Genomic DNA, 25,899 nt, shown 5'->3' on the forward strand with positions numbered 1-25,899 from the left:
CATCACAGAGGCCTGGGCGTCAATGACGCTCAGGCCTTTGTCCTTCCGTCTCGCGATGTCTAGCGCGGAACGCCGCAGGTGTTGATGCCCAGCAGGGTGTACAGCGGGCAGAAGCTGAACAGCCCCGTCAACAGCGGCACCACGCCGATGTAGCCCCAATACCCCACCGTGCCTGTCACGGCCAGGGCGATCAGGGCCAGCCCCACGACGATGCGCAATGCGCGGTCGACGGTTCCCGTGTTTCTTGTCATTCCTGGACTCCTGTTGGCGAGGCGAAATCTGCCTCGGTGCCATTGGGCATCCACACCGGCGACCAGAGCGTGATCCAGATCAATCGCCACCACCGCCGCCGCCACAGCCCCCACCACCGCAGCCCGATCCGCCATCGCTTCCGCTGCTGCTGTCACTCGATCCGCCGTCGCCACTGCTCGGTTCGCTCCCACCGAAGCCGCCTGAATCTCCCGAGCCAGAATCCGAGCCGGTGTCGCCGAAGCTGGTGCCGCAGTGCGCCCCCGAACTCGCGGCGCGGTCGATGTCGCCGCAGTCGGGCACATAGCTGAAGCCACCCGCGATGGCGAACTTGGCGTCCAGCGCGAACAACAGCGGCAGCCGGCTCGGCTGGCGCGGGTCGACGCTCTCTTCCTTGCAGGCCCAGTACCAGGTGCGCCGCAGGCCGTCGTTGCGCTTGGCGCTGTGCCCGAGGACCTCGGCCGGCGTGTGGTGCAGCATGCCGCCGAAGGCGTAGCGGCACCACTGCTGGTAGGCCTGGGTGTGCAGGATGAACTCGTGCCAGGCGGCGTCGACGACCTTGGACGGCATGCCGACGAACTGCCGCTTGCTGCGCAGGTGCGCCATGAAGAACTGCCGCAGGCCGCGCACGACCAGCTCCGTGTCGCGCGGCTGGAGTTGCGGGTAGAGGTCGCGCAGCTTGTCGAGCAGAAAGGGCGGCAGTCGCGCCTCGCGGATGAACTGTCGACGCGCACTTTCCTGCCAGGCCTTGAGCGCGCTGCTCAGCACCGCGGCGATCACCAGACCGAGCACCAGCACACCGATGCTCTGCATTGCCGCCGCGGCCACAACGGCCACAACGGCCACATACCAGACCAGCCGGCGCGCCCACTGCAGCGCCGTGATGCGCTTGCGGAAAGTGAGTGACGACAGTGCCGTCACACCACCACCGGCTCCGGCTCCAGCCGGATGCCGAAGCGCTCGTACACGCTCGTCTGGATCGCCTTGGCCAGCGTCATGACCTCGCCGCCGGTGACCGGGTCCTCGCGGCCGCCGCGGTTGACCAGCACCAGCGCCTGCTTCTCGTACACACCGGCGTTGCCCACCGACTTGCCCTTCCAGCCGCAGGCGTCGATCAGCCAGCCGGCCGCCAGCTTGATGCTGCCGTCGGCCATCGGGTAGTGCACGATCTTGGGGTCGCGCGCGATGATGTCGGCGCACTGCTCGGGCGTGACCGTCGGGTTCTTGAAGAAGCTGCCGGCATTGCCCAGCACCCGCCAGTCGGGCAGCTTGGCGCGGCGGATGGCGCAGATCCAGTCGAAGATGTCCTTCGCGTCCGGCGTGAAGTTGCCGGTCTCTTCCATCCTGCGTTCGAGGTCGAGGTAGCCGACCACGGCCTTCCACGGCTTGGGCAGGCGAAAGCGCACCCGGGTGATCAGCGCCCGGCCGGCCAGGCCGAAATCGTTGTCGCCGGTCGCCACGTGCTTGAACACCGAATCGCGGTAGCCGAAGGCGCACTGGGCGGCATCGAGCGTGAAGGCGCGGCCGGTGACCAGGTCGATCGCGTCGAGCGACTCGAAGCGGTCCTGCAGCTCGATGCCGTAGGCGCCGATGTTCTGCACCGGTGCGCCACCGACGGTGCCGGGGATCATCGCCAGGTTCTCCAGGCCGGGGAATCCGTTCTCGACGGTCCACTGCACGGTGTCGTGCCAGTTCTCGCCGGCACCGGCTTCCACGATCCAGGCGCGGGCGCCGTCCTCGACCAGGCGCAGGCCCTGGATCTCGACCTTGAGCACCAGTGGCTTCACGTCGCCGGTGAGCACGATGTTGCTGCCCCCGCCGAGCACGAACTTCGGCGCGTCGCGCCACTGCGCGTCGGCCCGCAGCGCGGCCAGGTCGGCCTCGCTCGCGATGCGCGCCAAGTGCTGCGCGCGCGCGACGATGCCGAAGCTGTTGAAGGGCTGCAGCGCGACGTTGGACTCCACGATCATGGGAGAATTGTCGCATTCACCTTGCGCATCCGAGGAGCCTGCATGCCGTCTTTCGATACCGTCTGCGAACCCAACCTTCCCGAGGTCAAGAACGCGGTGGAAAACACCGCCAAGGAAATCGCGACCCGCTTCGACTTCAAGGGGACGGCCGCCGCCGTCGAGTTGAAGGAGAAGGAGATCACCCTGATCGGCGATGCCGAATTCCAGCTGGTGCAGGTCGAGGACATCCTGCGCGCCAAGCTGACCAAGCGCAGCGTCGACGTGCGCTTTCTCGACAAGGGCGCCGTCCAGAAGATCGGCGGCGACAAGGTCAAGCAGGTCATCAAGGTCAAGAGCGGCATCGAGACCGAGGACGCCAAGAAGATCACCCGCCTGCTCAAGGACAGCAAGATGAAGGTGCAGGCCGCCATCCAGGGCGATGCGGTGCGGGTCACCGGCGCCAAGCGCGACGACCTGCAGGCGGCCATGGCGCTCATCAAGAAAGACCTGCCGGACATGCCGCTGTCCTTCAACAACTTCCGCGACTGAACGGCCCGCCATGAAGGCCCCGCTGCTCGCCCTGTGGCTGGGCCTCGCCGCTGCCGGTGCGCACGCCGATTCGGTGACGCTCACCGGCACGATCGGCAACCGCGCGATCCTGGTGGTCAACGGCGGCGCGCCGAAGACGGTGGCCATCGGCGAGAAGCTGCAGAACGTGCGCCTGCTGTCGCTGCAGGACGGCCAGGCGGTGGTCGAATCCGCCGGCCAGCGCATCACGCTGCGGATGGATTCGCCCGTGAGTGTGGGCGGGGGTGCCAGCGGCGGCGCGAGCGGTTCGCGCATCGTGCTCAATGCCGACAGCCGCGGCCACTTCATGGCCAGCGGCGCCATCAATGGGCGCAGCGGCGTGAGCTTCATGCTCGACACCGGCGCCACCACGGTGGCCATGTCGGTGGCCGACGCGACGCGCATCGGGCTCGACTACCAGAAAGGCACGCCGGTGCGCATGAACACCGCCAACGGCGTGGCGATGGGCTACCGGTTGCGGCTCGATTCGGTGCGCGTGGGCGACGTCGAGGTGCGCGACATCGACGCCATCGTCTCGCAGCAGCCGATGCCCTTCGTGCTGCTGGGCAACAGCTTCATCGGCCGTTTCTCGATGCGGCGCGACGCCGAGCAGATGGTGCTCGAACGCCGCTTCTGAGCGCAGCGTCGGACAGCGTTCAGCGCTGGGCCGCCGTCACCACCACTTCGATCTTGTAGCCCTTGTTGGCCAGTGCCGCCTGCACGGTGGCGCGCGGCGGCGTGTGGCCGGCCGGCACCCAGGCGTCCCACACCTCGTTCATCGCGCCGATCTCGGCGATGTCGGTCAGGAAGATCTGCGTCATGAGGATGCAGGTCTTGTCGCTGCCGGCCTCGGCCAGCAGCTTGTCGATCATCGCGAGCACCTGCGCGGTCTGGCCGCGGATGTCCGCCGTGGTGTCGTCGGGCACCTGCCCCGCGAGGTAGACGGTGCCGTTGTGCACGGCCATCTCGCTCAGGCGCGGGCCGACGTGGAAGCGTTGAATCTCTGCCATGGTCATTCCTTTTTCTTGTTGGCCCCGAGCTTCGACTCGGTGCCGGCCGCCAGACGGCGGATGTTTTCGCGATGCCGCCAGATCAGCAGCAGGCTGATGGCGACGAGGGTGACGAGCACCGTCCGGTTCAGCGGCCAGGCGATGCCGCCACCGATGAGATAGAAAGACGGCGCGAAGAACGCCGCGACGAGCGACGCCAGCGACGAGTAGCGGAAGAAGAAGGCGATGATCACCCAGCTCATGCCGGTGGCGAGCCCGAGCATCCAGTCGATGCCGACCAGCACGCCCGCCGCGGTGGCCACGCCCTTGCCGCCCTTGAAGCCGAAGAAGACCGGGTACAGGTGACCGATGAACGCCGCCAGGCCGGCCAGGGCCGCGGTGCCCATCCCCATGCCGAGGTCAGGCCCGATCAGGCGAATGACGAAGACCGGCAGCCAGCCCTTGAGCGCATCGAGCACCAGCGTGGCCAGGGCCGCGCCCTTGTTGCCCGAACGCAGCACGTTGGTGGCACCGGGGTTGCCGCTGCCGTAACTGCGCGGGTCGGCCATGCCGAGCGACTTGCTCACGATCACCGCGAAGGACAGCGAGCCCAGCAGGTACGACAGGACGATCGCGATGAACGAGGGAAGATGAAAGCTCAAGGGGGTCTCCGTGGGGCTGGCTATTCTGCCAGCGCGCACTGCACCGGCTGCGCGCCGAGCAGCGACACGCACACCTGCGGGTCGATGCCGACCAGGTAGCCGCGGCGCCCGCCGTTGATCGCGATCTTCGGCAGGTCGAGGATGGTCGACTCGATGTACACCGGCATGTCGCGCTTCGTGCCGAAGGGCGAGGTGCCGCCGACCAGGTAGCCGCTGTGCCGGTTCGCCACCTCGGGCTTGCAGGGCTCGACCGACTTGGCGCCGATCTGCCGCGCCAGGTTCTTGGTCGACACCGTGCGGTTGCCGTGCATCAGCACCAGCAGCGGCCTGGCGTCCTGGTCCTGCATGACCAGCGTCTTGACCACCGTGAACGGGTCCAGGCCGAGCACCGCCGCGCTGTGCTGCGCACCGCCGTGCTCGAGGTACTGGTACGGATGCTCGGTGAAGGCGATACCGCGGGCGCGCAGCAACTGCGTCGCCGGCGTTTCGCTGACGTGCGGCTTGCGCGCCATGACGCCCTGCCCTCAGTTCGCGGGGTCGCGGATGTCCCAGCGGATCTTGTCGATCTCGGCCAGGACCTCGGGCGAGAGCCGGGTGCCCCAGGCGTCGATGTCCTCGTCGAGCTGCGCCACCGAGGTCACGCCGATGATGGTGCTCGCCACCTGCCACTTGGTGTAGCAGAAGGCCAGCGCCATGCGCGCGGGCGTCATGCCGTGGTCGCGCGCGAGCTGGTTGTAGCGGCGCGCCGCACGCAGCGCATCGGGCCGGCCCCAGCGCTGCTTGCGCACCGATTCGTAGCTCGCGATGCGGGCGCCCTTCGGCGCGTCGGGGCCCTCGATGCCGCTCTGGTCGTACTTGCCGGTGAGCAGTCCGAAGGCCAGCGGCGAATAGGCCAGCAGGGACACGCCGAGCCGGTGCATCGTCTCGTCCAGCCCGTTCTCGAGCCCACGGCTGATGAGGCAGTACACGTTCTGCACCGAGGCCACGCGCGGCAGCCCGTGCTGCTCGGCGAGGCGGACGAATTCGTGCACGCCGTAGGGCGTCTCGTTCGACAGGCCGATGTGGCGCACCTTGCCGGCCTTGACCAGGCCGCCGAGCGCCTCGAGCTGCGCATGGATCGAGGTTTCCGAGGTCTCCTTCGCCGGGTCGTAGTACAGGTTGCCGAAGGCCGGCACATGGCGCTCGGGCCAGTGGATCTGGTAGAGGTCGATCACGTCCGTCTGCAGGCGCTTGAGGCTGGCGTCACACGACGCCACGATGTCCGCCGCGGTCATGCCCTTGCCCTCGCGCACCCAGTCCATGCCGCGCGACGGGCCGGCCACCTTGGTGGCCAGCGTGACCTTCTGGCGCGCGCCGGGGCGCTTGGCGAACCAGTCGCCGAGGATGGTTTCGGTGGCGCCGTAGGTTTCGCGGCGTGCCGGCACGGCGTACATCTCGGCGGTATCCAGGAAGTCCACGCCGCGCGCCAGCGAGCGGTCGAGGATGGCGTGGGCGGTGGGCGAATCGACCTGCTCGCCGAAGGTCATGGTGCCGAGGCAGATCGGGGTGACGTGCAGATCACTCTGCCCGAGTCGGATGCGTTGCATGGTGTGGATCGCGCGGATCGGAGAAGGAGAAGGCCGAAACTCTACCGCGCGCCGCGCCATGCTGCAGCGCACCCGTCGCATGCCCGTCGCATGCCCGTCGCATGTCCGATGGGTGACGGCCGCCGCGGCGCGGCTTCGTATGATCGATCGCCATGTACGCTCCCCGACGCCCCTCCCGCAGCGACCACGTGCCCGTGCGCACCCTGCGCTACCACCTGCGCACCTGGGGCACGCCTTCGGCGGCGCGCCCGCCCCTCGTCCTGCTGCACGGCTGGATGGACGTGTCGGCCTCGTGGCAGTTCGTGGTCGACGCGATGGCCGAGGAGCGCTTCGTGGTCGCGCCCGACTGGCGCGGCTTCGGCCTGACCGAGGGCGGCACGGTCGACAACTACTGGCTGCCCGACTACCTGGCCGACCTCGACTGGCTGCTCGACCATGTCGCGCTCGACACGCCGGTCGACCTGGTCGGCCACAGCATGGGCGGCAACATCGCCATGCAGTACGCGGGCGTGCGGCCGCAGCGCGTGCGACGGCTGATCAACCTCGAGGGCTTCGGCATGCCTGCGCGCCAGCCCGAAGAGGCGCCCGCGCGCTACGGGCAGTGGATCGACGAGCTCAAGAAGCTGCACCGCGGCGAGATGGCGATGCAGGGCTACCCGGACCCGAACGGCGTGGCGCGCCGCCTGATGAAGACCAACCCGCGCCTGCCGCAGGACAAGGCCGACTGGCTGGCGCGACACTGGGCCGCCGACTACGAGCATGCCGAGGGCGGCACCCGCTGGGCGATCCTCGGCGACGCCGCGCACAAGGTGGTCAACGCGAACATCTACCGCGTGGACGAGGCGCTGGCCCTGTATGCCGCCATCACCGCGCCCGTGCTGTCGATCGAGGCGAGCGACGACAGCCTGGCGCGCTGGGCCGGGCGCTACACGCTGGCGGAGTTCCACGAGCGCCTCAAGGCGGTGCGCGACGTGCGCCGGCTGCAACTGCCCGACTGCGGCCACATGCTTCACCACGACCAGCCCGAACGGGTGGCGGCACAGATCGAAGACTTTCTCCGCTGACGCGGACAGCTGCGTTCGCGATCTTCTCCGACACACGCAGACCCGAATCACGGGCAGACTCGGCGGGTTTTGCTCACTCTGCGCGCAGCCATGCCCCACACCGCCGTCAACGCCATCGACCCCAAAGAATTCCAGCGCGTGCTGAGCCGCAACGTCAAGCTGCCGCTGATCGGGGGATTCATCGGCGCGGTGGTCTTCGTCGGCCTGATCTTCTACCTGCTGTCGGTCATCTCATGGGTCGAGCACACCGACCGGGTGACGCGCGAGGCCAGCGAGCTGCAGCGTCTGAGCGTCGACCTCGAAACCGGCATGCGCGGCTTCCTGATCACCGGCGACGAGACCTTCCTGCAGCCCTATGAAAGCGCACAGCCGCGCCTCATGGCCGGCCTGGCCGGCCTGCGCGCCCTGGTGGCCGACAACCAGGCCCAGGCCGACCGGATCGACCGCATCACGACCCTGCAAACGGCCTGGATCCAGTTCGCGGCCGAGATGATCGCGCTGCGCCGCGCAGGCGGCGACTACCAGCAAGTGATCAGCGCCGGGCGCGGCAAACGCCTGTCCGACGACATGCGCACCGGCTACGGCAACTTCATCAACGTCGAGCAGACCCTGCGCTACCAACGCAACACCGAGGCCAACAACACCGCCATGACGGTGATCGGCCTGTTCCTCTTCTTCACGCTCGCGCTCACCGGGCTGCTCGCCTTCTTCGGCCGCCGGCAACTGGTCGCGCTCTCCACCGGCTACGACACCGTGCTGCAGCGGCAGGTGACCCACGGCGAAATCCTGGAGCGGCAGGCCTGGTTGCGCGGTGCCCAGACCGATCTGACCGGCGAGCTGGTGGGCGAACTCAGCGCGCAGGAGATGGGCCGCAAGGTGCTGGACTTCTTCGCCAGCCACGTCGGCAGCAGCGTCGGGGCCATGTACGTGCGCGAGCGCTCGGGCCAGCTGCGCCGCGTGGCCAGCTACGGCTTCTCGGCCGAAGCGGAGGCGACGCCCCAGGTGCTCGCCCCGACGCAGGGCCTGGTCGCGCAGGCCGCGATCGAGAAGCGGGTGATGGTGATCGAACCCGTCACGGCCGACTACCTGCGCGTGAACACCGGCCTGGGCGACATGGCGCCGCGCGCGGCCGCCCTGCTGCCGGTGATGCACGACGGCCGGGTCAACGGCGTGATCGAGCTGGGCCTGCTGCACGCGCCGGACGCGCGCGCGAGGGAATTGTTCGAGCTGCTGGCCGGCAACATCGGCAGCTCGGTGGCCGCGGTGCGCTACCGCGAGCAGCTGCAGGACGCGCTGGCCGAAACACAGCAGCTCAACGAGGAGCTGCAGGTGCAGCAGGAAGAGCTGCGCACCGCCAACGAGGAACTGGAAGAACAGTCGCGTGCGCTGCGCGCGTCGCAGGCCACGCTGGAGAACCAGCAGGCCGAACTGGAACAGACCAACAGCCAGCTGTCGGAGCGCACCGAGGCGCTCGACCTGCGCAACGCGGCGCTGCGCCGCGTGCAGGCCGACCTGGAAGACCGAGCCCAGGAGCTGCAACGCGCCAGCCGCTACAAGTCGGAGTTCCTGGCGAACATGTCGCACGAGCTTCGCACGCCGCTCAACAGCGCGCTGATCCTGGCCAAGCTGCTGGGCGACAACCCGCAGGGCAACCTCACGGCCGAACAGGTGAAGTTCGCCGAATCGATCTATTCGTCGGGCAACGACCTGCTGGTGCTCATCAACGACATCCTCGACATCGCGAAGGTCGAGGCGGGCAAGCTCGAGCTGGTGGCCGAAGAAGTACCGCTCGCCCGCCTGGCCGACAGCCTGGCGATGACCTTCACGCCGCTGGCCGGCCAGAAGCAGCTGGACTTCAGGGTGTCCGTCGAACCCGATGCCCCGGCCCTGCTGGTGACCGACCGCCAAAGGCTCGAGCAGGTGCTGAAGAACCTGCTGTCGAATGCACTCAAGTTCACCGACCGCGGCCAGGTCAGCCTCACCATCTCGGCCGGCACGGACGGCGGCGCCCGCTTCGCGGTGCGCGATTCGGGCATCGGCATCGCACCCGACCAGCAGGAGGTGATCTTCGAGGCCTTCCGCCAGGCCGACGGCACCACCAGCCGGCGCTATGGCGGCACCGGCCTGGGCCTGTCGATTTCGCGCGACCTCACCCAACTGCTGGGCGGCACACTCACGATCGACAGCACGCCCGGCCTGGGCAGCACCTTCACGCTGGCGATGCCCCCCCGGGCGCCGCTGCAGTCGGGCATGGACGCGCCCTCGTCGATGGCACCGCCGGCCCCCGCCCGCCTCTACACGCCGCCCGTGGCGGCGATGCCGGCCGCCTCGCCGACCATCCCGGCGCCGGTGATCCCGCAGTTCGCCGACGACCGCGCCCAGCCGCGCAACGCGTCGCGGCGCGTGCTGGTGATCGAGGACGAGCCGCAGTTCGCCCACATCCTGTACGACCTGGCCCATGAACTGGGCTACCAGTGCATCGTGGCGCACGGCGCCGGCGACGGCTTCGACCTGGCCACGCAGCTGCTGCCCGACGCGATCCTGCTCGACATGCGGCTGCCGGACGCACCGGGCCTGAACGTGCTGCAAAAGCTCAAGGACCAGCCGCAGACGCGGCACATCCCCGTGCACATCGTCTCGGCCATGGACCACACCGAGACCGCCATGCACATGGGCGCGATCGGCTATGCCTTCAAGCCGGCCTCGCGCGAGCAGCTCAAGCAGGTGTTCCAGAAACTGGAAGACAAGCTCACGCAGAAGCTCAAGACCGTGCTGCTGGTCGAGGACGACGACGTGCAGCGCGACGCGGTGGTCAAGCTGATCGGCGACGACGACGTGGCGATCACCGCCGTGGGCTCCGGCGAGGAAGCGCTCGAATTGCTGCGCGCCCGCGTCTTCGACTGCATGGTGACCGACCTGCGCCTGCCCGACATGCAGGGCAGCGATCTGCTCAAGCACATGGCGACCGAGGAGATCTGCTCCTTCCCGCCCGTGATCGTCTACACCGGCCGCAACCTGACGCGCGACGAAGAGGCCGAGCTGCTGCGCTATTCGCGCTCGATCATCATCAAGGGGGCGCGCTCGCCCGAACGCCTGCTCGACGAGGTGACGCTCTTCCTGCACAAGGTCGAGGCCGACCTGTCGACCGAACGCCGCAACATGCTCAAGGCCGCACGCGGACGCGACCGCGTCTTCGAGGGCCGCCGCATCCTGCTGGTGGACGACGACGTGCGCAACATCTTCGCGCTCACCAGCGCGCTGGAGCAGCGCGGCGCCATCGTCGAGATCGGCCGCAACGGCCGCGAGGCGCTGGAGAAGCTCGACCGCGTGGCCGACATCGACCTCGTGCTGATGGACGTGATGATGCCGGAGATGGACGGCCTGGAGGCCACGCGCCGGCTGCGCCAGGACCCGCGCTTCGAGAAGCTGCCCGTCATCACCGTCACGGCCAAGGCCACGCGGGACGACCAGGCACAGTGCCTCGCCGCCGGCGCCAGCGACTACCTCGCCAAGCCGGTCGACCTGGACCGCCTGTTCTCGCTGCTGCGCGTCTGGATGCCCAAGATGGAGCGGCTGTGACCCCCGGCGCACCCGACCCGCTGCGCCCGATCGAGCCGCCGAGCGACATCGACATCGAGCTCAAGCTGCTGATGGAAGCGATCTTCCTGAAGTACAGCTACGACTTCCGCAACTACACCGGCGCCTCGCAGAAGCGCCGCGTGCTGTATGCGCTGGAACAACTGCGGCTGCCGAACGTCTCGGCGCTCCAGGAGCAGGTGCTGCACGACCCCACCGTGTTCGCGCAACTGCTGCAGTTCCTGACGATCCCGGTGAGCGAGATGTTCCGCGACCCGGGCTACTTCCTGACACTGCGCCAGCAGGTGGTGCCGGTGCTGCAGACCTACCCGTCGGTCAAGGTCTGGGTGGCGGGCTGCAGCACCGGCGAAGAAGCCTGGTCGCTGGCCATCCTGCTGCGCGAGGAGGGTCTGCTCGAGCGCACACAGATCTACGCGACCGACATCAACCCGGCATCACTCGACAAGGCACGCCAGGGCATCTTCCCGATGGACGCGGTGCGCAGCTACACCGCGAACTACCAGCGTGCCGGCGGGCGACGGGCCTTCTCCGACTACTACACCGCCGCCTACGACGCCGCGCGCTTCGACCCTGCGCTGTGCGCCAACGCGGTCTTCGCCGACCACAGCCTGGCCACCGACAGCGTCTTCGCCGAAACGCAGCTGGTGTCGTGCCGCAACGTGCTCATCTACTTCAACCGTGCGCTGCAGGACCGCGCGCTCAGGCTGTTCCACGAGTCGCTGTGCCACCGCGGCTTTCTCGGCCTGGGCGCGAAGGAGAGCATCGACTTCTCCGCCTTCGCCACCCGCTTCGACACGCTCGCGCGTGCCGAGCGCATCTACCGCAAGGTCTCGTGACGACGACGATGCCGACCCCGCTGCGCCCGCTGCATCGGGTCGAGGCCGCCGTCATCGGCACCTCGGCGGGCGGGGTCAACGCCCTCGCCACGCTGCTGGCCGACCTGCCGGCGCCCTGGCACCTGCCGATGGTCGCCGTGATCCACCTGCCCGAACGGCGCGAGAGCCGGCTGCCCGAGGTCTTCGCCCACCGCCTGGCGATCCCGGTGCACGAGGCCCAGGACAAGGCGCCGGTGGCCGGCGGTGCGCTCTATTTCGCGCCGCCGAGCTACCACCTGTCGATCGAGCGCAGCCGCGAGTTCTCGCTCAGTTGCGAGCCGCCCGTGCTGTGGTCGCGTCCGTCGATCGACGTCCTGATGAGCTCGGCGGCCGACGCCTACGGGTCGGCCGTGGCCGGGCTGCTGCTCACGGGCGCCAACGTCGACGGCGCGCAGGGCATGCTGCAGATCCACCGTGCCGGCGGCCTGACCGCCGTGCAGGACCCGGCCGAGGCCGAGGTGGATACCATGCCCCTGGCGGCGCTCGCCCTTCACCGCCCTGATCGCATGCTGCCGCTGCATGCACTGCGGACACTCTTGATGGATTTGAATGCGCTCCATGCCGATTGACGTCGAAAGCAAACTGCTGATCGTCGATGACCTTCCCGAGAACCTGCTGGCCCTGCAGGCGCTCATCCGCGGGCCCGCGCGCCCGGTGTTCCAGGCCGCCTCCGCCGAGCAGGCCCTGGCGCTGATGCTGGAGCACGAATTCGCACTGGCCATTCTCGACGTGCAGATGCCGGGCATGAACGGCTTCGAGCTGGCCGAACTGATGCGCGGCACCGAGCGCACGCGGCACATCCCCATCATCTTCGTGAGCGCCGCCGGCCGCGAGATGAACTACGCCTTCAAGGGTTACGAGAGCGGTGCGGTCGACTTCCTGCAGAAGCCGCTGGACCCGCATGTGGTTGCCAGCAAGGTCAACGTCTTCGTCGACCTGCACCGCCACCGCAAGGCGCTCAAGCACGAGATGGAGGCGCTGGCCGCCGCGCACCGCGAACAGGCCGCGCTGGTCGAGAAGCTGCAGGTGGTTCAGTCCGACCTGGAACGCGCGGTGCGCATGCGCGACGACTTCATGTCGATGGTGTCGCACGAGCTGCGCACGCCGCTCAACACGCTCTACCTGGAGACGCAGGTGCGCAAGCTGCACCTCGGCAAGGGCAACCTGGCCCTCTTCGCCGCGGAGAAGCTGCCGGCGATGATCGAACGCGACCAGCGCCAGATCCAGAACATGGTCCGGCTGATCGACGACCTGCTCGACGTGTCGCGCCTGCGCAGCGGCTCGCTGTCGATCCGGCCGAAGCCGGTCGACCTGGCGGCGCTGACACGGCGCGTGGTCGAGAGCCTGGTCAACCAGGCCGAGGCCGCGGGCTCGACCCTCGATGTCGAGGCGTCGCAGACCATCGATGGCGTCTGGGACGAATTCCGCATCGAGCAGGTGCTGACCAACCTGATCACCAACGCCCTGCGCTACGGCCGCGGCAGCCCGGTCGCCGTGGCAGTGACGCGGTCGGGCGACCACGCCGTGATGACCGTGCGCGACCAGGGCATCGGCATCGCGCCGGAAGACCATGGCCGCATCTTCGAGCAGTTCGAGCGCACCGACGACAGCCGCAAGCACGCCGCCGGCCTGGGGCTCGGGCTCTACATCACACGCGAGATCGTCCGCGCGCACGGCGGAGAGATCATGCTGGAGAGCGCGCCGGGCGAAGGCGCCCTCTTCCGCGTCACGCTCCCGTTGCACGCCCCGCCGGACGACGCCTGAGCCGCGCCCGCCCTCGGCCCCGGCCCCGGCCCCGGCAGGTCTTGACGGGCATGAGAAAATGTCGGGTTGCCTCCCGGACTACACCGGGCCACCGTACTTTTCAAGGATCTCCCCATGGACGCAGAACACATCAACCAAATCGGCGCTTTGCTGGCAGACCTGAGCGCCCGCACCCTCGAGTTACGGGGGTATCTTTGACTACGATGCCAAAGCCGAACGTCTGAGGACGGTCAACGCATCGCTCGAAGACCCCAACGTCTGGAACGATCCGAAGAAGGCCCAGGAACTGGGCCGCGAGAAGAAGTCGCTCGACGACGTGGTCGTCACGCTCGACCGGCTTACCAGCGGCCTGTCGGACAACACCGAGCTTTTCGAGATGTCGAAGGCCGACGGCGACATGGACGGCCTCCAGGCCATCGCCGATGACGCCGCCCTGCTCGAAGCCGACATCAAGCAGCTCGAGTTCCGCCGGATGTTCAACAACCCGGCCGACCCGCTCAACGCCTTCGTCGACATCCAGGCCGGCGCCGGCGGCACCGAGGCCTGCGACTGGGCCAGCATGCTGCTGCGCCAGTACCTGAAGTACGCCGAACGCAAGGGCTTCAAGACCCAGATCGAGGACGAGACGCCGGGCGACACCGCCGGCATCAAGGGCGCGACCATCAAGGTCGAGGGCGACTACGCCTTCGGCCTGTTGCGCACCGAGACCGGCGTGCACCGCCTGGTGCGCAAGTCGCCCTTCGACTCGTCGGGCGGGCGCCACACCAGCTTCGCGTCGATCTTCGTCTACCCGGAAATCGACGACTCGATCGAGATCGACATCAACCCCGCGGACGTGCGCACCGACACCTTCCGCGCCTCGGGGGCGGGCGGCCAGCACATCAACAAGACCGACTCGGCCGTGCGCCTGACGCACATCCCGACCGGCATCGTGGTGCAGTGCCAGGACGGCCGCAGCCAGCACAGCAACCGCGACGTGGCGTGGAAGCGCCTGCGCTCGCGCCTGTACGACTTCGAGATGCGCAAGCGCCAGGAAGAGCAGCAGAAGCTCGAGGACAGCAAGACCGACGTGGGCTGGGGCCACCAGATCCGCAGCTACGTGCTGGACAACAGCCGCATCAAGGACCTGCGCACCAACGTCGAAGTGTCGGCGACGCAGAAGGTGCTGGATGGCGATCTCGATGTGTTCATCGAAGCGTCCTTGAAGCAAGGCGTCTGATGGCCCGCACCGACGCGCTCATCTTCGACATGGACGGCACCATGGTCGACTCCATGCCCTGGCACGCCAAGGCCTGGGTGGAGTTCGCGCGGCGCCGGGGCATGACGCTGGACGTGGCCGACCTGATGCGCCGCACCACCGGCCGCAATGCCTTCGAGTGCGCCTGCGAACTGATGGCGCGCGAGGTGACCGAGGCCGAGAGCGCGGCGATCACCCACGAGAAGGAGTCGATCTACCGCGCGCTGTTCGGCGCCGTGTTCGCCGAGGTCGCGGGCTTCGGCGCCTTCGCACGATCGGCGGCGGCGCGCGGCCTGAAGGTTGCCGTCGGCACCGCCGGCGACCGCCACAACATCGCCTTCGTGATGGAGCGCCTCCGCATGGACCCGCTGCCGCTGGCCATCGTCGGCGGCGACGAAGGCTTCGCCGGCAAGCCGACACCGGCCATCTTCCTCGAGGCGGCACGCCGCATCGGCGTCGCGCCCGAACACTGCATCGTGTTCGAGGACGCCCCCTTCGGCATCGAAGCCGCCCGCCGCGGCGGCATGCGCGCCGTGGCCGTGTGCACCACCCACAGCGCCGCCGAACTGGCCGGCCCGCACGTGATCGCCGCCGTGCGCGACTACGACGAACTCGCCCAATCGAATTTTCTGGAGACCCTCGATGCTGCAACTGCGTGATGGACAAGGACAGCCGCTGGCGATCCGCCGCGAAGACTATGTCGCCCCCGCCTGGTGGATCGACACCGTCGACCTGACCTTCGACCTCGACCCCGCCAAGACCCGCGTGCTCAACCGCATGCGGCTGCGCCGCAACCCGGACAGCGTCGGCGGCCCGCTGCGCCTGGACGGCGACGAACTGAACCTGGCGCGCGTGCTGGTCGACGGCCAGGGCGCCTCGTTCCGCATGGAAGCCGACCAGCTGGTGATCGACAACCTGCCCGAGAGCTTCGAGCTGGAGATCTTCACCACCTGCTGCCCGGCGAAGAACACCAAGCTCATGGGCCTGTTCGTGAGCGAGAACACCTTCTTCACGCAGTGCGAGGCCGAAGGCTTCCGCCGCATCACGTATTTCCTCGACCGTCCGGACGTGATGGCGAGCTACACCGTGACGCTGCGTGCCGACAAGGCCGCCTACCCGGTGCTGCTGTCGAACGGCAACCTGGTCGACAGCGGCGACCTGCCCGAGGGCCGCCACTTCGCGAAATGGGTCGACCCCTTCCGCAAGCCGAGCTACCTGTTCGCGCTGGTCGCGGGCAAGCTGGTGGCGCGCGAGCAGCGCATCCGCACGCGCGCCGGCCGCGACCACCTGCTGCAGGTGTACGTGCGCGCCGGCGACCTCGACAAGACCGAGCACGCGATGAACTCGCTGATCAACTCGGTGCTGTGGGACGAGACGCGCTTCGGCCTGCCGCTGGACCTGGACCGCTTCATGATCGTCGCCACCAGCGACTTCAACATGGGCGCGATGGAGAACAAGGGCCTGAACATCTTCAACACGAAGTACGTTCTGGCCAACCAGGCGACCGCCACCGACGCCGACTACGGCAACATCGAGAGCGTGGTCGGCCACGAGTACTTCCACAACTGGTCGGGCGACCGCGTGACCTGCCGCGACTGGTTCCAGCTCTCGCTCAAGGAAGGCCTCACCGTCTTCCGCGACCAGGAGTTCAGCATGGACCTGTGCGCCGATGCCTCGGCGCGCGCGGTCAAGCGCATCGAGGACGTGCGCGTGCTGCGCACCGCCCAGTTCCCCGAAGACGCGGGCCCGATGGCCCACCCGGTGCGGCCCGACAGCTACATCGAGATCAGCAACTTCTACACCGTCACCATCTACGAGAAGGGGGCGGAGGTGGTGCGCATGATGCAGACGCTGGTCGGCCGCAAGGGCTTCGAGGCCGGCATCTCGCTGTACTTCAAGCGCCACGATGGCCAGGCCGTGACCTGCGACGACTTCGCGCAGGCCATCGCCGATGCCAACCTCGACTCCGACCTGTCGCGCCTGCTGCCGCAGTTCAAGCGCTGGTACAGCCAGGCCGGCACGCCGCGCCTGGCGGCGCGCGGCCAGTACGACGCCGACACGCGCACCTACACGCTGCGCTTCGAGCAGACCTGCGCCCCCACGCCGGGCCAGCCGCTCAAGCTGCCCTTCGTCATTCCGGTGAACCTGGGCCTGCTCGACGCCAGCGGCCGCGAACTCGCGCTGCAGCTCGACGGCGAAGCCGACGTGGCGCGCGGCACGCGCACCCTGGTGCTGACCGAATCGGCGCAGCAGTTCACTTTCGTCGGCATCGACGCCGAGCCGGTACCGTCGATCCTGCGGGGCTTCAGTGCGCCGGTGATCCTCGACTTCGACTACAGCGACGCCCAACTGCTCACGCTGCTGGCGAACGACCTCGACCCCTTCAACCGCTGGGAAGCCGGCCAGCGGCTGGCCCTGCGCAGCGCCCTGAAGGCCATCGACGAGAGTGCCACGCCGGAGGCCCCCGTGCTCGACGCCGCCTACATCGATGCCATGGCGGCCGTGCTGCGCGACCCTAAACTCGACGCCGCCTTCAAGGAGCTGGTGCTCACGCTGCCGTCGGAAACCTACATCGCCGAGCAACTGCCGGTGGTCGACCCGCAGCGCATCCATGCGGTGCGCGAGGCCATGCGCGCGCAGCTGGCCACCGCCCTCTTCGCCCAGTGGGAAACCGCGTACGAAGACCACCAGGACACCGGCGCCTACACGCCCGACGCCCGCTCGGCCGGCCGCCGCGCCCTCGCAGGCATGGCGCTCACGCACCTGTGCCTGGCGGCCCGCGCATCGGGTGACGCCGTGTGGCCGGGCAAGACGCTGCAGCGCTTCAAGGACGCCGGCAACATGACCGACCGCTTCAACGCACTGTCGGCCCTGGTGTCCTCGGGCCATTCGCTGGCGGCACCGGCGCTGGCGCGCTTCCACGCGATCTTCAAGGACGAGGCGCTGGTCATCGACAAGTGGTTCTCGCTGCAGGCCGGCTCGCCGGACCGCGGCGGCGACGTGTTGCCGCTGGTCAGGCAGCTCATGAAGCACCCGGACTTCTCGCTCAAGAACCCGAACCGCGCGCGCAGCGTGATCTTCAGCTACTGCAGCGCCAACCCCGGCGCCTTCCACCGCCCCGATGCGGCCGGCTACGTGTTCTGGTCCGAGCGCGTGTGCGAGCTCGACGCCATCAACCCGCAGGTGGCCGCCCGCCTGGCCCGCTCGCTCGACCGCTGGAGCAAACTGGCCGAACCCTACCGCAGCGCCGCGCGCGAAGCCATCGCGCGCGTGGCCGCCAAACCCGACCTCAGCAAGGACACCCAGGAAGTGGTGAACCGCGCACTGGCCGACTGATCGAGAGGACCCCCATGTCACAACAGAAGATCTCACTCACCCGCTACCTCGTCGAGCAACAGCGCGCCGATGGCCACATCCCCGGCCAATTGCGGCTGCTGCTCGAAGTGGTGGCACGCGCCTGCAAGCGCATCAGCCAGGCCGTGAACAAGGGCGACCTCGGCGACGTGCTCGGTTCCGCCGAGAGCGAGAACGTCCAGGGCGAAGTCCAGAAGAAGCTGGACATCATCGCCAACGAAGTGCTGATCGAGGCCAACGAATGGGGCGGCCACCTCGCCGCCATGGCCAGCGAAGAAATGGACAGCATCTACGTGGTGCCCAACCGCTACCCGCAGGGCGAATACCTGCTGCTGTTCGACCCGCTCGACGGCTCCAGCAACATCGACGTCAACGTGAGCATCGGCACAATCTTCAGCGTGCTGAAGAAGCCCGAAGGCCACCCCGGCGTGCAGGAAGCCGACTTCCTGCAGGCCGGCGCCAAGCAGGTGGCCGCCGGCTACTGCATCTACGGCCCGCAGACCACGCTGGTGCTGACCGTGGGCGATGGCGTCGCGATGTTCACGCTCGACCGCGAGCAGGGTTCGTTCGTGCTGACCAAGGAAAACATCCAGATCCCGGCCGACACCAAGGAATTCGCGATCAACATGAGCAACATGCGGCACTGGGATGCGCCGGTGAAGCGCTACATCGACGAATGCCTGGCCGGCAGCGAAGGCCCGCGCGGCAAGGACTTCAACATGCGCTGGATCGCCAGCATGGTGACCGACGTGCACCGCATCCTCATGCGCGGCGGCATCTTCCTGTACCCCTGGGACAAGCGCGAGCCGGGCAAGCCCGGCAAGCTGCGCCTGATGTACGAGGCCAACCCCATGAGCTGGCTGGTCGAACAGGCCGGCGGCATGGCCACCAACGGCCGCGAACGCATCCTCGACATCGAGCCGGGCAAGTTGCACGAACGCGTCAGTGTGATGCTCGGATCAAAAAATGAGGTCGAGCGCGTGACGCGCTACCACGACCCGCTATAATCGCAGGCTTCGCCGGTGTAGCTCAGTCGGTAGAGCAGCTCATTCGTAATGAGAAGGTCGGGTGTTCGATTCATCTCTCCGGCACCAATCGCAGTCAGAAAAGCCCGCTATCCAAAAGATAGCGGGCTTTTTCCTTTTTTGGCCTTGCATAGCCTTCTGCGCAACTCATGGCCTGGCGGCATCACGCCCGCATGATCATCTGTGGCACAGATCATGGTGTAGCGAAACACCCACGCCCCGAACCTGATGACAAACGGCACACACCGAGCTAGACTGGCCGCATGAAGACGTTTCGATGGGGTCCAGAGAAGAACGAGCGTCTGGTGCTCGAACGTGGAATCTCATTCGAGCAGATGGTTGTCGCGATCGAGGCTGGTGGGCTACTGGATGTTCTTGCCCACCCCAACCCGGGCAAGTATCCGAATCAGAAAGTGCTGGTCGTGGCCTGCGATGGATATGCGTACTTGGTGCCGTTCATCGAGCAAGAAGATCACTTCTTTCTCAAAACCGTCATCCCGAGCCGGAAGGCAACGCGCGATTACATGAACCAAGGTGAAGACGATGCCTAAGACCGATTCCTACGAAACCGAACTGCTGACGGCTTACGACAAGGGGGCGCTCAAGTCTGTCGCGACGAAGGCCGAGCTCTCCAAATTCAAGGCCGCCGCCCGCGCCACCGCGATCAAGGATCGCCGCGTCAACATCCGTCTTTCCTCAGGCGATCTACAAGATATTCAGGTCAAGGCTTTGGAGGAGGGGCTCCCGTACCAGACCCTCATCGCAAGCGTCCTTCACAAGTACGCCACCGGAAGGCTCGCGGAGCGAAAAGATCTGTCGAACACGCACACTCCTTCGAAGACCGCCGTGGCTCGCCGGACAGGCAAAGCCGACGCCTGATGCGTCAGGGATCGACCACCAGGTACGTGTCCTCCTTCAGTTCCTCCATCACCACATAGCTGTTCGACTGCGCCGACACCGGCAGCCGCTTGAGGATGCCGCCGAGCAACTGGCGGTACTGCTCCATGCCCTTGATGCGGAACTTGAGCAGGTAGTCGAAGCTGCCGGACACCAGGTGGCACTCCATCAGTTCGGGCATGTGGATCAGTTCGCGCCGGGTCTGCTCGAACAGGTCGTCGGACTTGGCAGACAGCTTGATCTCCACGAAGACCAGCAGCGTGCGGCCGACGGCCGCCGGCGCCACGCGGGCGTGGTAGCCGGTGATGACGCGCTCGCGCTCCAGGCGGCGCACCCGCTCGGAGCAGGCCGAGGCCGACAGGCCGATCTGTTCGGCCAGGTCGGCATTGGAGATGCGCCCGTTGCGCTGCAGCGAATCCAGGATTTTTCGGTCGATTCGGTCGAGGTCGATCATTCTTCGGCGGCGCCATGAAAAGTGGGACGAAAACCGCGATTCTCACGCCAAAGAACTCGTACATCCGTGAAGACTGCGGCCGACCACCCCCTAAATTCGTGTTTTCTATTCTTCTGCTGGAATCACCGTGAAAGTCGTTGTCCTGGGCTCGGGCGTCGTCGGCGCCACCACTGCGTACTACCTGGCCCGCGCGGGCGCCGACGTGACGGTGATCGACCGCCAGCCCAGTCCGGCCCTGGAGACGAGCTTCGGCAATGCCGGCCAGGTGTCGCCCGGCTATTCCACGCCCTGGGCCGCGCCGGGCATTCCGCTGAAGGCGCTGAAGTGGATGTTCCAGAAGCACGCGCCGCTGGCGGTGCGGCCCGACGGCACCCTCTTCCAGCTGCGCTGGATCGCCGCGATGCTGAAGAACTGCACCGACGCGCGCTACACGGTGAACAAGGAACGCATGATGCGCATCGCGGAGTACAGCCGCGACTGCCTGCGCGAACTGCGCGCGGACACCGGCATCGCCTACGAGCACCGCACCGGCGGCACGCTGCAGCTCTTCCGCAAAGCCGAACAGCTCGCGGCGGTGAAACGCGACACGGCCGTGCTCGAAGAGTGCGGTGTGGCCTACGAGCTGCTCGATGTCGACGGCATCGTCCAGGCCGAACCCGCACTTGCGCAGGCCCGTGACCGCCTGGTGGGCGGGCTGCGGCTGCCGGGCGACGAGACCGGCGATTGCCAGCGCTTCACCACCGCGCTGGTCGCGCTGGCCGAGGCGGCTGGCGCCACCTTCCGCTTCGACGCCGCAGCCACGCGGGTGCTGCACGACGGCCAACGCATCCGCGGCATCGAGGTCGGCGGCGAAACCGTCACGGCCGACCGCTACGTGCTCGCGCTCGGCAGCTACTCGCGCGAGCTGCTGCTGCCGCTCGGCCTCGACTTGCCGGTCTACCCGGTGAAGGGCTATTCGCTGACCGCGCCGATCGTCGATGCATCGCTGGCGCCGGTGTCGACCGTGCTCGACGAAACCTACAAGATCGCGATCACGCGCTTCGACGACCGCATCCGCATCGGCGGCATGGCCGAGCTGTCGGGCTTCGACCTCGGCCTGAAACCGCAGCGCCGCGCCACGCTCGAGATGGTCACGCGCGACCTGTTCCCGGGCGGCGACCTCGAAGCGGCCACCTTCTGGACGGGTCTGCGGCCGATGACGCCCGACGGCACGCCCATCATCGGCGCCACGCGACAGTTCCCGAACCTGTACCTGAACACCGGCCACGGCACGCTGGGCTGGACCATGGCCTGCGGCTCGGGCAAGCTGCTGGCCGACCTGGTGCTGGGGCAGCGCCCCGAGATCGACACCGAAGGCCTGTCGCTCGACCGCTACGCGCGCGGCAGCGCCGGCAGACAGCACGGCCTGCAGGTGGCGCCGGCCGGCCACGCATCGCACGCCGGTTGAGGGCGTCGTGCGGCTGAGGCCGCTTCAGGCCCGCGGCATGCAGATTGCGTAGGGTAGGGTCGACACCCTATGCTGCAATTCCTCTCCCGCCGGCTGGGCCGACTGAGCGTCGCCCGCAAGCTTCTCCTGATCTACCTGCTGGACCTGACGGCCGTCATCTTCATCAGCGGCATCCTCATCAACGAGAAGTTCATCGCGATCGATTTCGGCCGCAAGGAGCAAGCCGGCGCCGCGTACATCGCGCAGCTGCGCCCCACGCTGATGGCGGTGGCGGGCTGGCGCAACGCCGCGCTGGCAACGCCGCAGACCCTGGCCGACACCGAGCAGTCTTTCGGTGCCGACATGCAAAGCGCCCAGGCGAACGAACGCTTCCGCCAGGCAGTGGCAGCACTCGCCGCAGCACCCGACCGCGCCACGGCCCGGGCCGCGCTCGACAAGGGCCGTGCGCTGGTCACGCGCGTGGGCAACCAGTCGAACCTGATCCTCGACCCGGACCTCGACAGCTACTACACGATGTCGCTGATCCTGCTGCGCTTTCCCGAGCTGCTGGAGCTGACCTCGGAAATGGGCGCGCGCCTGCACTCCCTCGGTGCGGGCGAACTCGACGTGACCGAATCGCGCACCAAATACTTCATCCTCGAAGGCCGGGTCGACGCCGTGGCCGCCGCCATCGCCAGCGACTACGGCGAGGCCTTCGCCGCGTCGCCGGGCGCATTGCAGCAGCGCCTCGACGGGCCGCGTGCACAACTTCTGGCAAGCATCGACCGCTTCCGCGCGGCGGCCCGCAGCGCGATGATCAATGGCACCGGGGAACTCGCCCCCTTCGAGGCGGCGCAGCAGGGCTTGTTCGCCAGCCTCGACGGCGCCTGGGGCAGTGCCATCGTCGAACTCAACGCCCTGCTCGAGGCGCGCGAGCGCGGTTTCTTCCAGCGCATGTGGATGCACCTGGGCACCGCGTTGTTCCTGCTGCTCCTGATCCTGAGCGCGGTGTTCTACGTGGCCCGCCAGATTTCGCGGCCGCTGCGCGGCCTCTCGCAGGTGGTCGACACGGTGCGCCGCACCGGAGACCACAGCCTGCGTGCCCGCTGGAACAGCGGCGACGAGATCGGCCGGCTGGTGCTCGGCTTCAACGACATGCTGGCCCAGCTCGACCGCGAGCGCCGCGCCCAGCAGGAACTGGCGGCCTCGGCACGCGCGGCAGAGGCACAGCGCGACCTGGTCGCCGCCATCCCGATCCCGCTGATGGTCACAGCCATCCCCGGGCACGAGGTGCTCAGCGCGAACCCGCCGGCGCAGGAATGGCTGGGCGGGCGCCAGCTCGACCCCTGGGCCGCGGGGCTGGACCCCTGGGTGCGCGCGCGCTTCTTCCAGGGGCTCGCCGACCGCGGCAGCGTGGACGAATTCGAGGTGTGCTGGCACGGCGGCGGTGTCTCGTCGTGGGCGGTACTGTCGGCGCGGCGACTGAAGTACCAGGGCCAGGACGCGCTGCTGACCGCCTTCACGCCGATCAGCCAGCTCAAGCTGATGGAACAGCGGCTGGAGCTGTGGTCGAAGGTGTTCGAGGCCTCGACCGAAGGCATCATGATCATCGATGCGCAGCGCCAGATCCTGACGGTGAACCGCGCGCTGTGCCGGCTCACCGGCTACGAGTCGCGCGAACTCGAAGGCGAGAAGCCGCAGCGGCTGGTGGCGGGCGAAGGCGCCATCTTCGGCGACTTCTGGCCCCTGCTCGACCAGCGCGGGGCCTGGCAGGGCGAGGTGCTGGTGCGCCGCCGCAACGGCAGCAACTACCCGGCATGGCTGGTCGCGAGCGTCGTGCGCGAGGGGCCCGAGCGCGTCTCGCACTACATCTTCGCGTCCATCGACATCACCGAGCGCAAGCGCAGCGAGGAACGCATCCGCTTCCTGGCGCTGCACGACGTGCTGACCGAACTGCCCAACCGCTCCCTGTGCATCGAGCGGCTGGGCAGCGCCATGCAGCAGGCCCGACGCGACGAGCGCCGGGTGGGCGTGGTGTTCATCGACCTCGACCGCTTCAAGAACATCAACGACTCCCTCGGCCACCATGTGGGCGACGCGCTGCTGCGTTCGGCCGCGCGGCGCATGGTCGACGCCGTGCGGCCGGGCGACACCGTCAGCCGGCTGGGCGGCGACGAGTTCGTGATCGTGCTGGCCGACGTGGCGGACGCCAACGAGGTGCGCGAGCTCGTCGAGGCGCGCCTGCTGCCGGCGATCCGCCAGCCCTACCACCTGCACGGCGCCGAGATCCACGTGTCGTGCAGCGTGGGCATCGCGATGTGCCCCGACGATGCGCAGGACATCGACTCGCTCATGCGGCAGGCCGACGTCGCGATGTACCAGAGCAAATCCGGCGGTCGCAGCATGGTGCACTTCTTCACGCCGGACATGGATGCGCGGGCGCAGAAGCGCCTTCAGCTGGAATCGCACCTGCGCCATGCCATCGAGCGCGACGAACTCAGCCTGTGCTTCCAGCCGCGCGTGCAGGCCCGCACCGGCGCGCTGGTCGGGGTGGAGGCGCTGCTGCGCTGGCACAACGACGAACTCGGACCGGTGTCGCCGGCCGAGTTCGTCCCGATCGCCGAAGAGAGCGGGCAGATCGTCGGCATCGGCAGCTGGGTCATCACCCAGGCCTGCGCGCAGCTGGCGGCCTGGCGCGACCAGGGACTGGGCACCGTGCCGGTATCGATCAACGTCTCGGCCCTGCAGCTGCGCGACGGCGATCTGACCGGCGTGCTGCGCGACGCGATGCTCGCGCACGGGGTGGCGCCGTCATCCATCGAGATCGAGATCACCGAATCGACCCTGATGGACGTGGCCGAACAGTCGCTCGTGCAGTTGCATGCGCTCAAGTCGTTGGGTGTGCAGCTGTCCATCGACGACTTCGGCACCGGCTACTCGAGCCTGAACTACCTCAACCGCTTCCCGATCGACAAGCTGAAGATCGACCAGTCCTTCGTGCACGACATGCTCGACGACCCGACCGACCTGGCGATCGTGCGGGCCATCGTGGGCCTGGGCCACACGCTGGGGCTGCGCGTGGTGGCCGAAGGCGTCGAAAGCGCCGAGGAAGCCGCGACGCTGAAGGCGGCGCACTGCGACGAACTGCAGGGCTATTTCTTCGGGCGGCCGATGCAGGCGCACGAAACCGCCGACTGGATCCGCCGACGCGCCCCGGTCGCCACGGCCTAGAAGTTCGCGGCCAGCGCCATCGCGGCCGACAGCGTGACCAGCGCGAGCACGGTCGACACCACCACCGCCGCCGTCACCAGCTCCTCGGCCACCCGGTAGCGCTGCGAGAACAGGAAGGCATTGGCGCCGATGGGCATCGCTGCGGCGACCACCATCACCGTCAGCGGCAGGCCGCGCACGCCCAGCAGCCAGCCGATGCCCGCCACCAGCAGCGGGTGCACCACGTTCTTCACCACGGCCAGCGCCAGCGCGCCACGCAGATGCGTGCCGACCGGCGTGAGCGCCAGCGTGATGCCGACCAGCACCAGCGCCACCGGGCTGAAGGCCTGGCCGAGCAGCATCAGCGGTTTGTCGACGGCTGCCGGCAGGGTCCACCCGGTCTGCGCGAACAGCAGGCCCACGATGATCGGCAGCGGCACCGGATGCAGCACCGAGTTGCGCACGGCGCGGGCCACGGTCCACCCGATGGGGCGGCCCGCCGTGCCACTCGCCGCGCCATGCTCGCGCGCGACGATGAGTTCGATCAGCAGGGTCGCCGCGGTGATCAGCACCAGCGAATGCAGTGACACCAGGGTCAGCAGCACGACCAGCCCTGCCGGCCCGTAGGCCAGGTCGACCAGGGCCACGCCGATGATCACCGTGTTGCTGAAGGTCGCCGTGATCGCGAGCACTGCCGCGCTGCGGCTGAGGCCCAGAAAGGCCAGCATGCCCGCGAAGATGACGCCCGCCCCCATGAAGTAGGCGGCGACCGGCCGCAGGCTCAGGTCCTCGACATGCACCGTGCTCATCGCGCGGAACAGCAGCGCCGGCGCCAGCAGCAGGAAGACCAGGTTGGACAGGTCCTTCACCGCATGGGCGCCGACCCAGCGGCGGCGCCCGGCGAAGTAGCCCGCGGCGATGAGAAGAACGACGGGCAGCAGCGCGGAAAGGACGGGCGAATTCACCGCGGCGAGCATAGCGGCTCGCTGCGGTG

Annotated in this window: 24 protein-coding genes and 1 tRNA gene; 16 read left to right on the top strand and 9 right to left on the bottom strand. The window is 68.1% G+C overall.

Annotation, left to right across the window (positions count from 1 at the left end):
- Positions 1-59: 59 nt before the first annotated feature.
- The 3 genes from N8A90_RS20980 to murB form a co-directional block, all read right to left on the bottom strand.
- Complete coding sequence (locus tag N8A90_RS20980) at positions 60-251, bottom strand: DUF2892 domain-containing protein (protein ID WP_262077031.1); 192 nt, start codon at positions 249-251, stop codon at positions 60-62.
- A 79-nt stretch (positions 252-330) separates the two neighbouring features.
- Positions 331-1,161 (bottom strand): glycine-rich domain-containing protein, encoded by an 831-nt coding sequence (locus tag N8A90_RS20985; RefSeq protein ID WP_410087725.1) that lies wholly within the window; start codon positions 1,159-1,161, stop codon positions 331-333.
- 5 nt (positions 1,162-1,166) lie between these two features.
- Positions 1,167-2,219, bottom strand: a complete 1,053-nt coding sequence (murB, locus tag N8A90_RS20990) for a UDP-N-acetylmuramate dehydrogenase (RefSeq protein WP_262077035.1) — start codon at positions 2,217-2,219, stop codon at positions 1,167-1,169.
- Positions 2,220-2,261: 42 nt separating this feature from the next.
- On the opposite strand from murB, the gene N8A90_RS20995 reads away from it, so the two are divergent.
- Together N8A90_RS20995 and N8A90_RS21000 are read left to right on the top strand one after the other, a co-directional pair.
- Complete coding sequence (locus N8A90_RS20995) at positions 2,262-2,747, top strand: YajQ family cyclic di-GMP-binding protein (RefSeq protein ID WP_262077037.1); 486 nt, start codon at positions 2,262-2,264, stop codon at positions 2,745-2,747.
- A gap of 10 nt (positions 2,748-2,757) precedes the next feature.
- Entirely contained in the window at positions 2,758-3,402 is a 645-nt protein-coding gene (locus N8A90_RS21000; protein WP_262077039.1) for a TIGR02281 family clan AA aspartic protease, read from the top strand.
- A 19-nt stretch (positions 3,403-3,421) separates the two neighbouring features.
- Here N8A90_RS21000 and N8A90_RS21005 read toward each other — a convergent pair whose 3' ends face one another.
- Genes N8A90_RS21005 through N8A90_RS21020 form a run of 4 tightly spaced genes read right to left on the bottom strand, consistent with a single transcriptional unit; the run spans position 3,422 to position 6,002 of the window.
- Positions 3,422-3,775, bottom strand: a complete 354-nt coding sequence (locus N8A90_RS21005; protein WP_316044029.1) for a RidA family protein — start codon at positions 3,773-3,775, stop codon at positions 3,422-3,424.
- 2 nt (positions 3,776-3,777) lie between these two features.
- Positions 3,778-4,416, bottom strand: a complete 639-nt coding sequence (gene plsY / locus N8A90_RS21010) for a glycerol-3-phosphate 1-O-acyltransferase PlsY (protein ID WP_262077042.1) — start codon at positions 4,414-4,416, stop codon at positions 3,778-3,780.
- A 20-nt stretch (positions 4,417-4,436) separates the two neighbouring features.
- The gene (locus N8A90_RS21015) at positions 4,437-4,928 is read right to left on the bottom strand and encodes an aminoacyl-tRNA deacylase (RefSeq protein WP_262077043.1); all 492 of its coding nucleotides are present in this window, start codon (positions 4,926-4,928) and stop codon (positions 4,437-4,439) included.
- 12 nt (positions 4,929-4,940) lie between these two features.
- Entirely contained in the window at positions 4,941-6,002 is a 1,062-nt protein-coding gene (locus N8A90_RS21020; protein ID WP_262077045.1) for an aldo/keto reductase, read from the bottom strand.
- 152 nt (positions 6,003-6,154) lie between these two features.
- Between N8A90_RS21020 and N8A90_RS21025 the strand changes: the two genes are divergently transcribed.
- From N8A90_RS21025 to N8A90_RS21080, 12 genes are all read left to right on the top strand, one after another.
- Positions 6,155-7,066, top strand: coding sequence for an alpha/beta fold hydrolase (locus N8A90_RS21025; RefSeq protein ID WP_262077047.1), 912 nt, complete (start codon positions 6,155-6,157; stop codon positions 7,064-7,066).
- Between the two features lie 90 nt (positions 7,067-7,156).
- Complete coding sequence (locus N8A90_RS21030; protein WP_262077049.1) at positions 7,157-10,645, top strand: response regulator; 3,489 nt, start codon at positions 7,157-7,159, stop codon at positions 10,643-10,645.
- 71 nt (positions 10,646-10,716) lie between these two features.
- Complete coding sequence (locus N8A90_RS21035; RefSeq protein WP_262077111.1) at positions 10,717-11,499, top strand: CheR family methyltransferase; 783 nt, start codon at positions 10,717-10,719, stop codon at positions 11,497-11,499.
- A gap of 8 nt (positions 11,500-11,507) precedes the next feature.
- The gene (locus N8A90_RS21040) at positions 11,508-12,107 is read left to right on the top strand and encodes a chemotaxis protein CheB (RefSeq protein ID WP_410087726.1); all 600 of its coding nucleotides are present in this window, start codon (positions 11,508-11,510) and stop codon (positions 12,105-12,107) included.
- The gene (locus tag N8A90_RS21045; RefSeq protein ID WP_262077053.1) at positions 12,097-13,302 is read left to right on the top strand and encodes a hybrid sensor histidine kinase/response regulator; all 1,206 of its coding nucleotides are present in this window, start codon (positions 12,097-12,099) and stop codon (positions 13,300-13,302) included. The genes N8A90_RS21040 and N8A90_RS21045 overlap by 11 nt, the downstream gene beginning before the upstream one ends.
- Positions 13,303-13,416: 114 nt before the next feature.
- Positions 13,417-14,521, top strand: a protein-coding gene (gene prfB, locus N8A90_RS21050) for a peptide chain release factor 2 (protein WP_262077055.1) whose coding sequence is annotated in 2 segments (ribosomal slippage) — positions 13,417-13,497 and positions 13,499-14,521 — 1,104 coding nt in all. Because the reading frame shifts where the segments join, the coding sequence is not laid out codon by codon here.
- A complete protein-coding gene (locus N8A90_RS21055; RefSeq protein WP_262077057.1) occupies positions 14,521-15,198 on the top strand; it encodes an HAD family hydrolase in 678 nt (225 codons plus the stop codon). Before prfB ends, N8A90_RS21055 begins: the two co-directional genes overlap by 1 nt.
- On the top strand, positions 15,182-17,875 hold the full coding sequence (pepN, locus tag N8A90_RS21060; protein WP_262077060.1) for an aminopeptidase N: 2,694 nt from the start codon (positions 15,182-15,184) through the stop codon (positions 17,873-17,875). Before N8A90_RS21055 ends, pepN begins: the two co-directional genes overlap by 17 nt.
- A gap of 14 nt (positions 17,876-17,889) precedes the next feature.
- Complete coding sequence (locus tag N8A90_RS21065; protein WP_262077061.1) at positions 17,890-18,900, top strand: class 1 fructose-bisphosphatase; 1,011 nt, start codon at positions 17,890-17,892, stop codon at positions 18,898-18,900.
- 11 nt (positions 18,901-18,911) lie between these two features.
- Positions 18,912-18,987 (top strand) — tRNA-Thr (locus N8A90_RS21070).
- 194 nt (positions 18,988-19,181) lie between these two features.
- Positions 19,182-19,469, top strand: coding sequence for a hypothetical protein (locus tag N8A90_RS21075; RefSeq protein WP_262077062.1), 288 nt, complete (start codon positions 19,182-19,184; stop codon positions 19,467-19,469).
- A complete protein-coding gene (locus N8A90_RS21080) occupies positions 19,462-19,797 on the top strand; it encodes a hypothetical protein (protein ID WP_262077064.1) in 336 nt (111 codons plus the stop codon). Before N8A90_RS21075 ends, N8A90_RS21080 begins: the two co-directional genes overlap by 8 nt.
- A 4-nt stretch (positions 19,798-19,801) precedes the next feature.
- On the opposite strand, the gene N8A90_RS21085 is transcribed toward N8A90_RS21080, so the two are convergent.
- Positions 19,802-20,269: a winged helix-turn-helix transcriptional regulator gene (locus N8A90_RS21085; RefSeq protein ID WP_262077066.1), complete on the bottom strand. Its 468-nt coding sequence runs from the start codon at positions 20,267-20,269 to the stop codon at positions 19,802-19,804.
- A gap of 127 nt (positions 20,270-20,396) precedes the next feature.
- Here N8A90_RS21085 and N8A90_RS21090 point away from each other — a divergent pair, with 127 nt between their 5' ends.
- Both N8A90_RS21090 and N8A90_RS21095 read left to right on the top strand, forming a co-directional pair.
- On the top strand, positions 20,397-21,716 hold the full coding sequence (locus tag N8A90_RS21090; RefSeq protein WP_262077068.1) for a D-amino acid dehydrogenase: 1,320 nt from the start codon (positions 20,397-20,399) through the stop codon (positions 21,714-21,716).
- Between the two features lie 69 nt (positions 21,717-21,785).
- Complete coding sequence (locus N8A90_RS21095) at positions 21,786-24,926, top strand: EAL domain-containing protein (RefSeq protein ID WP_262077069.1); 3,141 nt, start codon at positions 21,786-21,788, stop codon at positions 24,924-24,926.
- Here the strand turns inward: N8A90_RS21095 and N8A90_RS21100 are convergent.
- Positions 24,923-25,870 carry an AEC family transporter gene (locus tag N8A90_RS21100; protein ID WP_262077071.1) on the bottom strand — a complete coding sequence of 316 codons (948 nt, stop codon included), beginning with the start codon at positions 25,868-25,870 and terminating at the stop codon, positions 24,923-24,925. The two genes, N8A90_RS21095 and N8A90_RS21100, sit on opposite strands and share 4 nt — an antisense overlap.
- Between the last annotated feature and the right edge of the window lie 29 nt (positions 25,871-25,899).

The sequence above is a fragment of the Variovorax sp. N23 genome (assembly GCF_025486315.1).
Lineage (GTDB): Bacteria > Pseudomonadota > Gammaproteobacteria > Burkholderiales > Burkholderiaceae_C > Variovorax.

What these genes read in the sequence shown, in the direction of transcription:
- N8A90_RS21025 (WP_262077047.1), top strand. Translation starts at nt 6,155, where the DNA reads ATGTACGCTCCCCGACGCCCCTCCCGCAGCGACCACGTGCCCGTGCGC.
- N8A90_RS21040 (WP_410087726.1), top strand. Translation starts at nt 11,508, where the DNA reads ATGCCGACCCCGCTGCGCCCGCTGCATCGGGTCGAGGCCGCCGTCATC.
- N8A90_RS21020 (WP_262077045.1), bottom strand. Translation starts at nt 6,002, where the DNA reads ATGCAACGCATCCGACTCGGGCAGAGTGATCTGCACGTCACCCCGATC.
- N8A90_RS21075 (WP_262077062.1), top strand. Translation starts at nt 19,182, where the DNA reads ATGAAGACGTTTCGATGGGGTCCAGAGAAGAACGAGCGTCTGGTGCTC.
- murB (WP_262077035.1), bottom strand. Translation starts at nt 2,219, where the DNA reads ATGATCGTGGAGTCCAACGTCGCGCTGCAGCCCTTCAACAGCTTCGGC.
- N8A90_RS21015 (WP_262077043.1), bottom strand. Translation starts at nt 4,928, where the DNA reads ATGGCGCGCAAGCCGCACGTCAGCGAAACGCCGGCGACGCAGTTGCTG.
- N8A90_RS21000 (WP_262077039.1), top strand. Translation starts at nt 2,758, where the DNA reads ATGAAGGCCCCGCTGCTCGCCCTGTGGCTGGGCCTCGCCGCTGCCGGT.
- N8A90_RS21035 (WP_262077111.1), top strand. Translation starts at nt 10,717, where the DNA reads ATGGAAGCGATCTTCCTGAAGTACAGCTACGACTTCCGCAACTACACC.
- pepN (WP_262077060.1), top strand. Translation starts at nt 15,182, where the DNA reads ATGCTGCAACTGCGTGATGGACAAGGACAGCCGCTGGCGATCCGCCGC.
- N8A90_RS21080 (WP_262077064.1), top strand. Translation starts at nt 19,462, where the DNA reads ATGCCTAAGACCGATTCCTACGAAACCGAACTGCTGACGGCTTACGAC.
- N8A90_RS21055 (WP_262077057.1), top strand. Translation starts at nt 14,521, where the DNA reads ATGGCCCGCACCGACGCGCTCATCTTCGACATGGACGGCACCATGGTC.
- N8A90_RS21095 (WP_262077069.1), top strand. Translation starts at nt 21,786, where the DNA reads ATGCTGCAATTCCTCTCCCGCCGGCTGGGCCGACTGAGCGTCGCCCGC.
- N8A90_RS20995 (WP_262077037.1), top strand. Translation starts at nt 2,262, where the DNA reads ATGCCGTCTTTCGATACCGTCTGCGAACCCAACCTTCCCGAGGTCAAG.
- N8A90_RS21005 (WP_316044029.1), bottom strand. Translation starts at nt 3,775, where the DNA reads ATGGCAGAGATTCAACGCTTCCACGTCGGCCCGCGCCTGAGCGAGATG.
- N8A90_RS21045 (WP_262077053.1), top strand. Translation starts at nt 12,097, where the DNA reads ATGCCGATTGACGTCGAAAGCAAACTGCTGATCGTCGATGACCTTCCC.
- N8A90_RS21065 (WP_262077061.1), top strand. Translation starts at nt 17,890, where the DNA reads ATGTCACAACAGAAGATCTCACTCACCCGCTACCTCGTCGAGCAACAG.
- N8A90_RS21030 (WP_262077049.1), top strand. Translation starts at nt 7,157, where the DNA reads ATGCCCCACACCGCCGTCAACGCCATCGACCCCAAAGAATTCCAGCGC.
- N8A90_RS20980 (WP_262077031.1), bottom strand. Translation starts at nt 251, where the DNA reads ATGACAAGAAACACGGGAACCGTCGACCGCGCATTGCGCATCGTCGTG.
- N8A90_RS21085 (WP_262077066.1), bottom strand. Translation starts at nt 20,269, where the DNA reads ATGATCGACCTCGACCGAATCGACCGAAAAATCCTGGATTCGCTGCAG.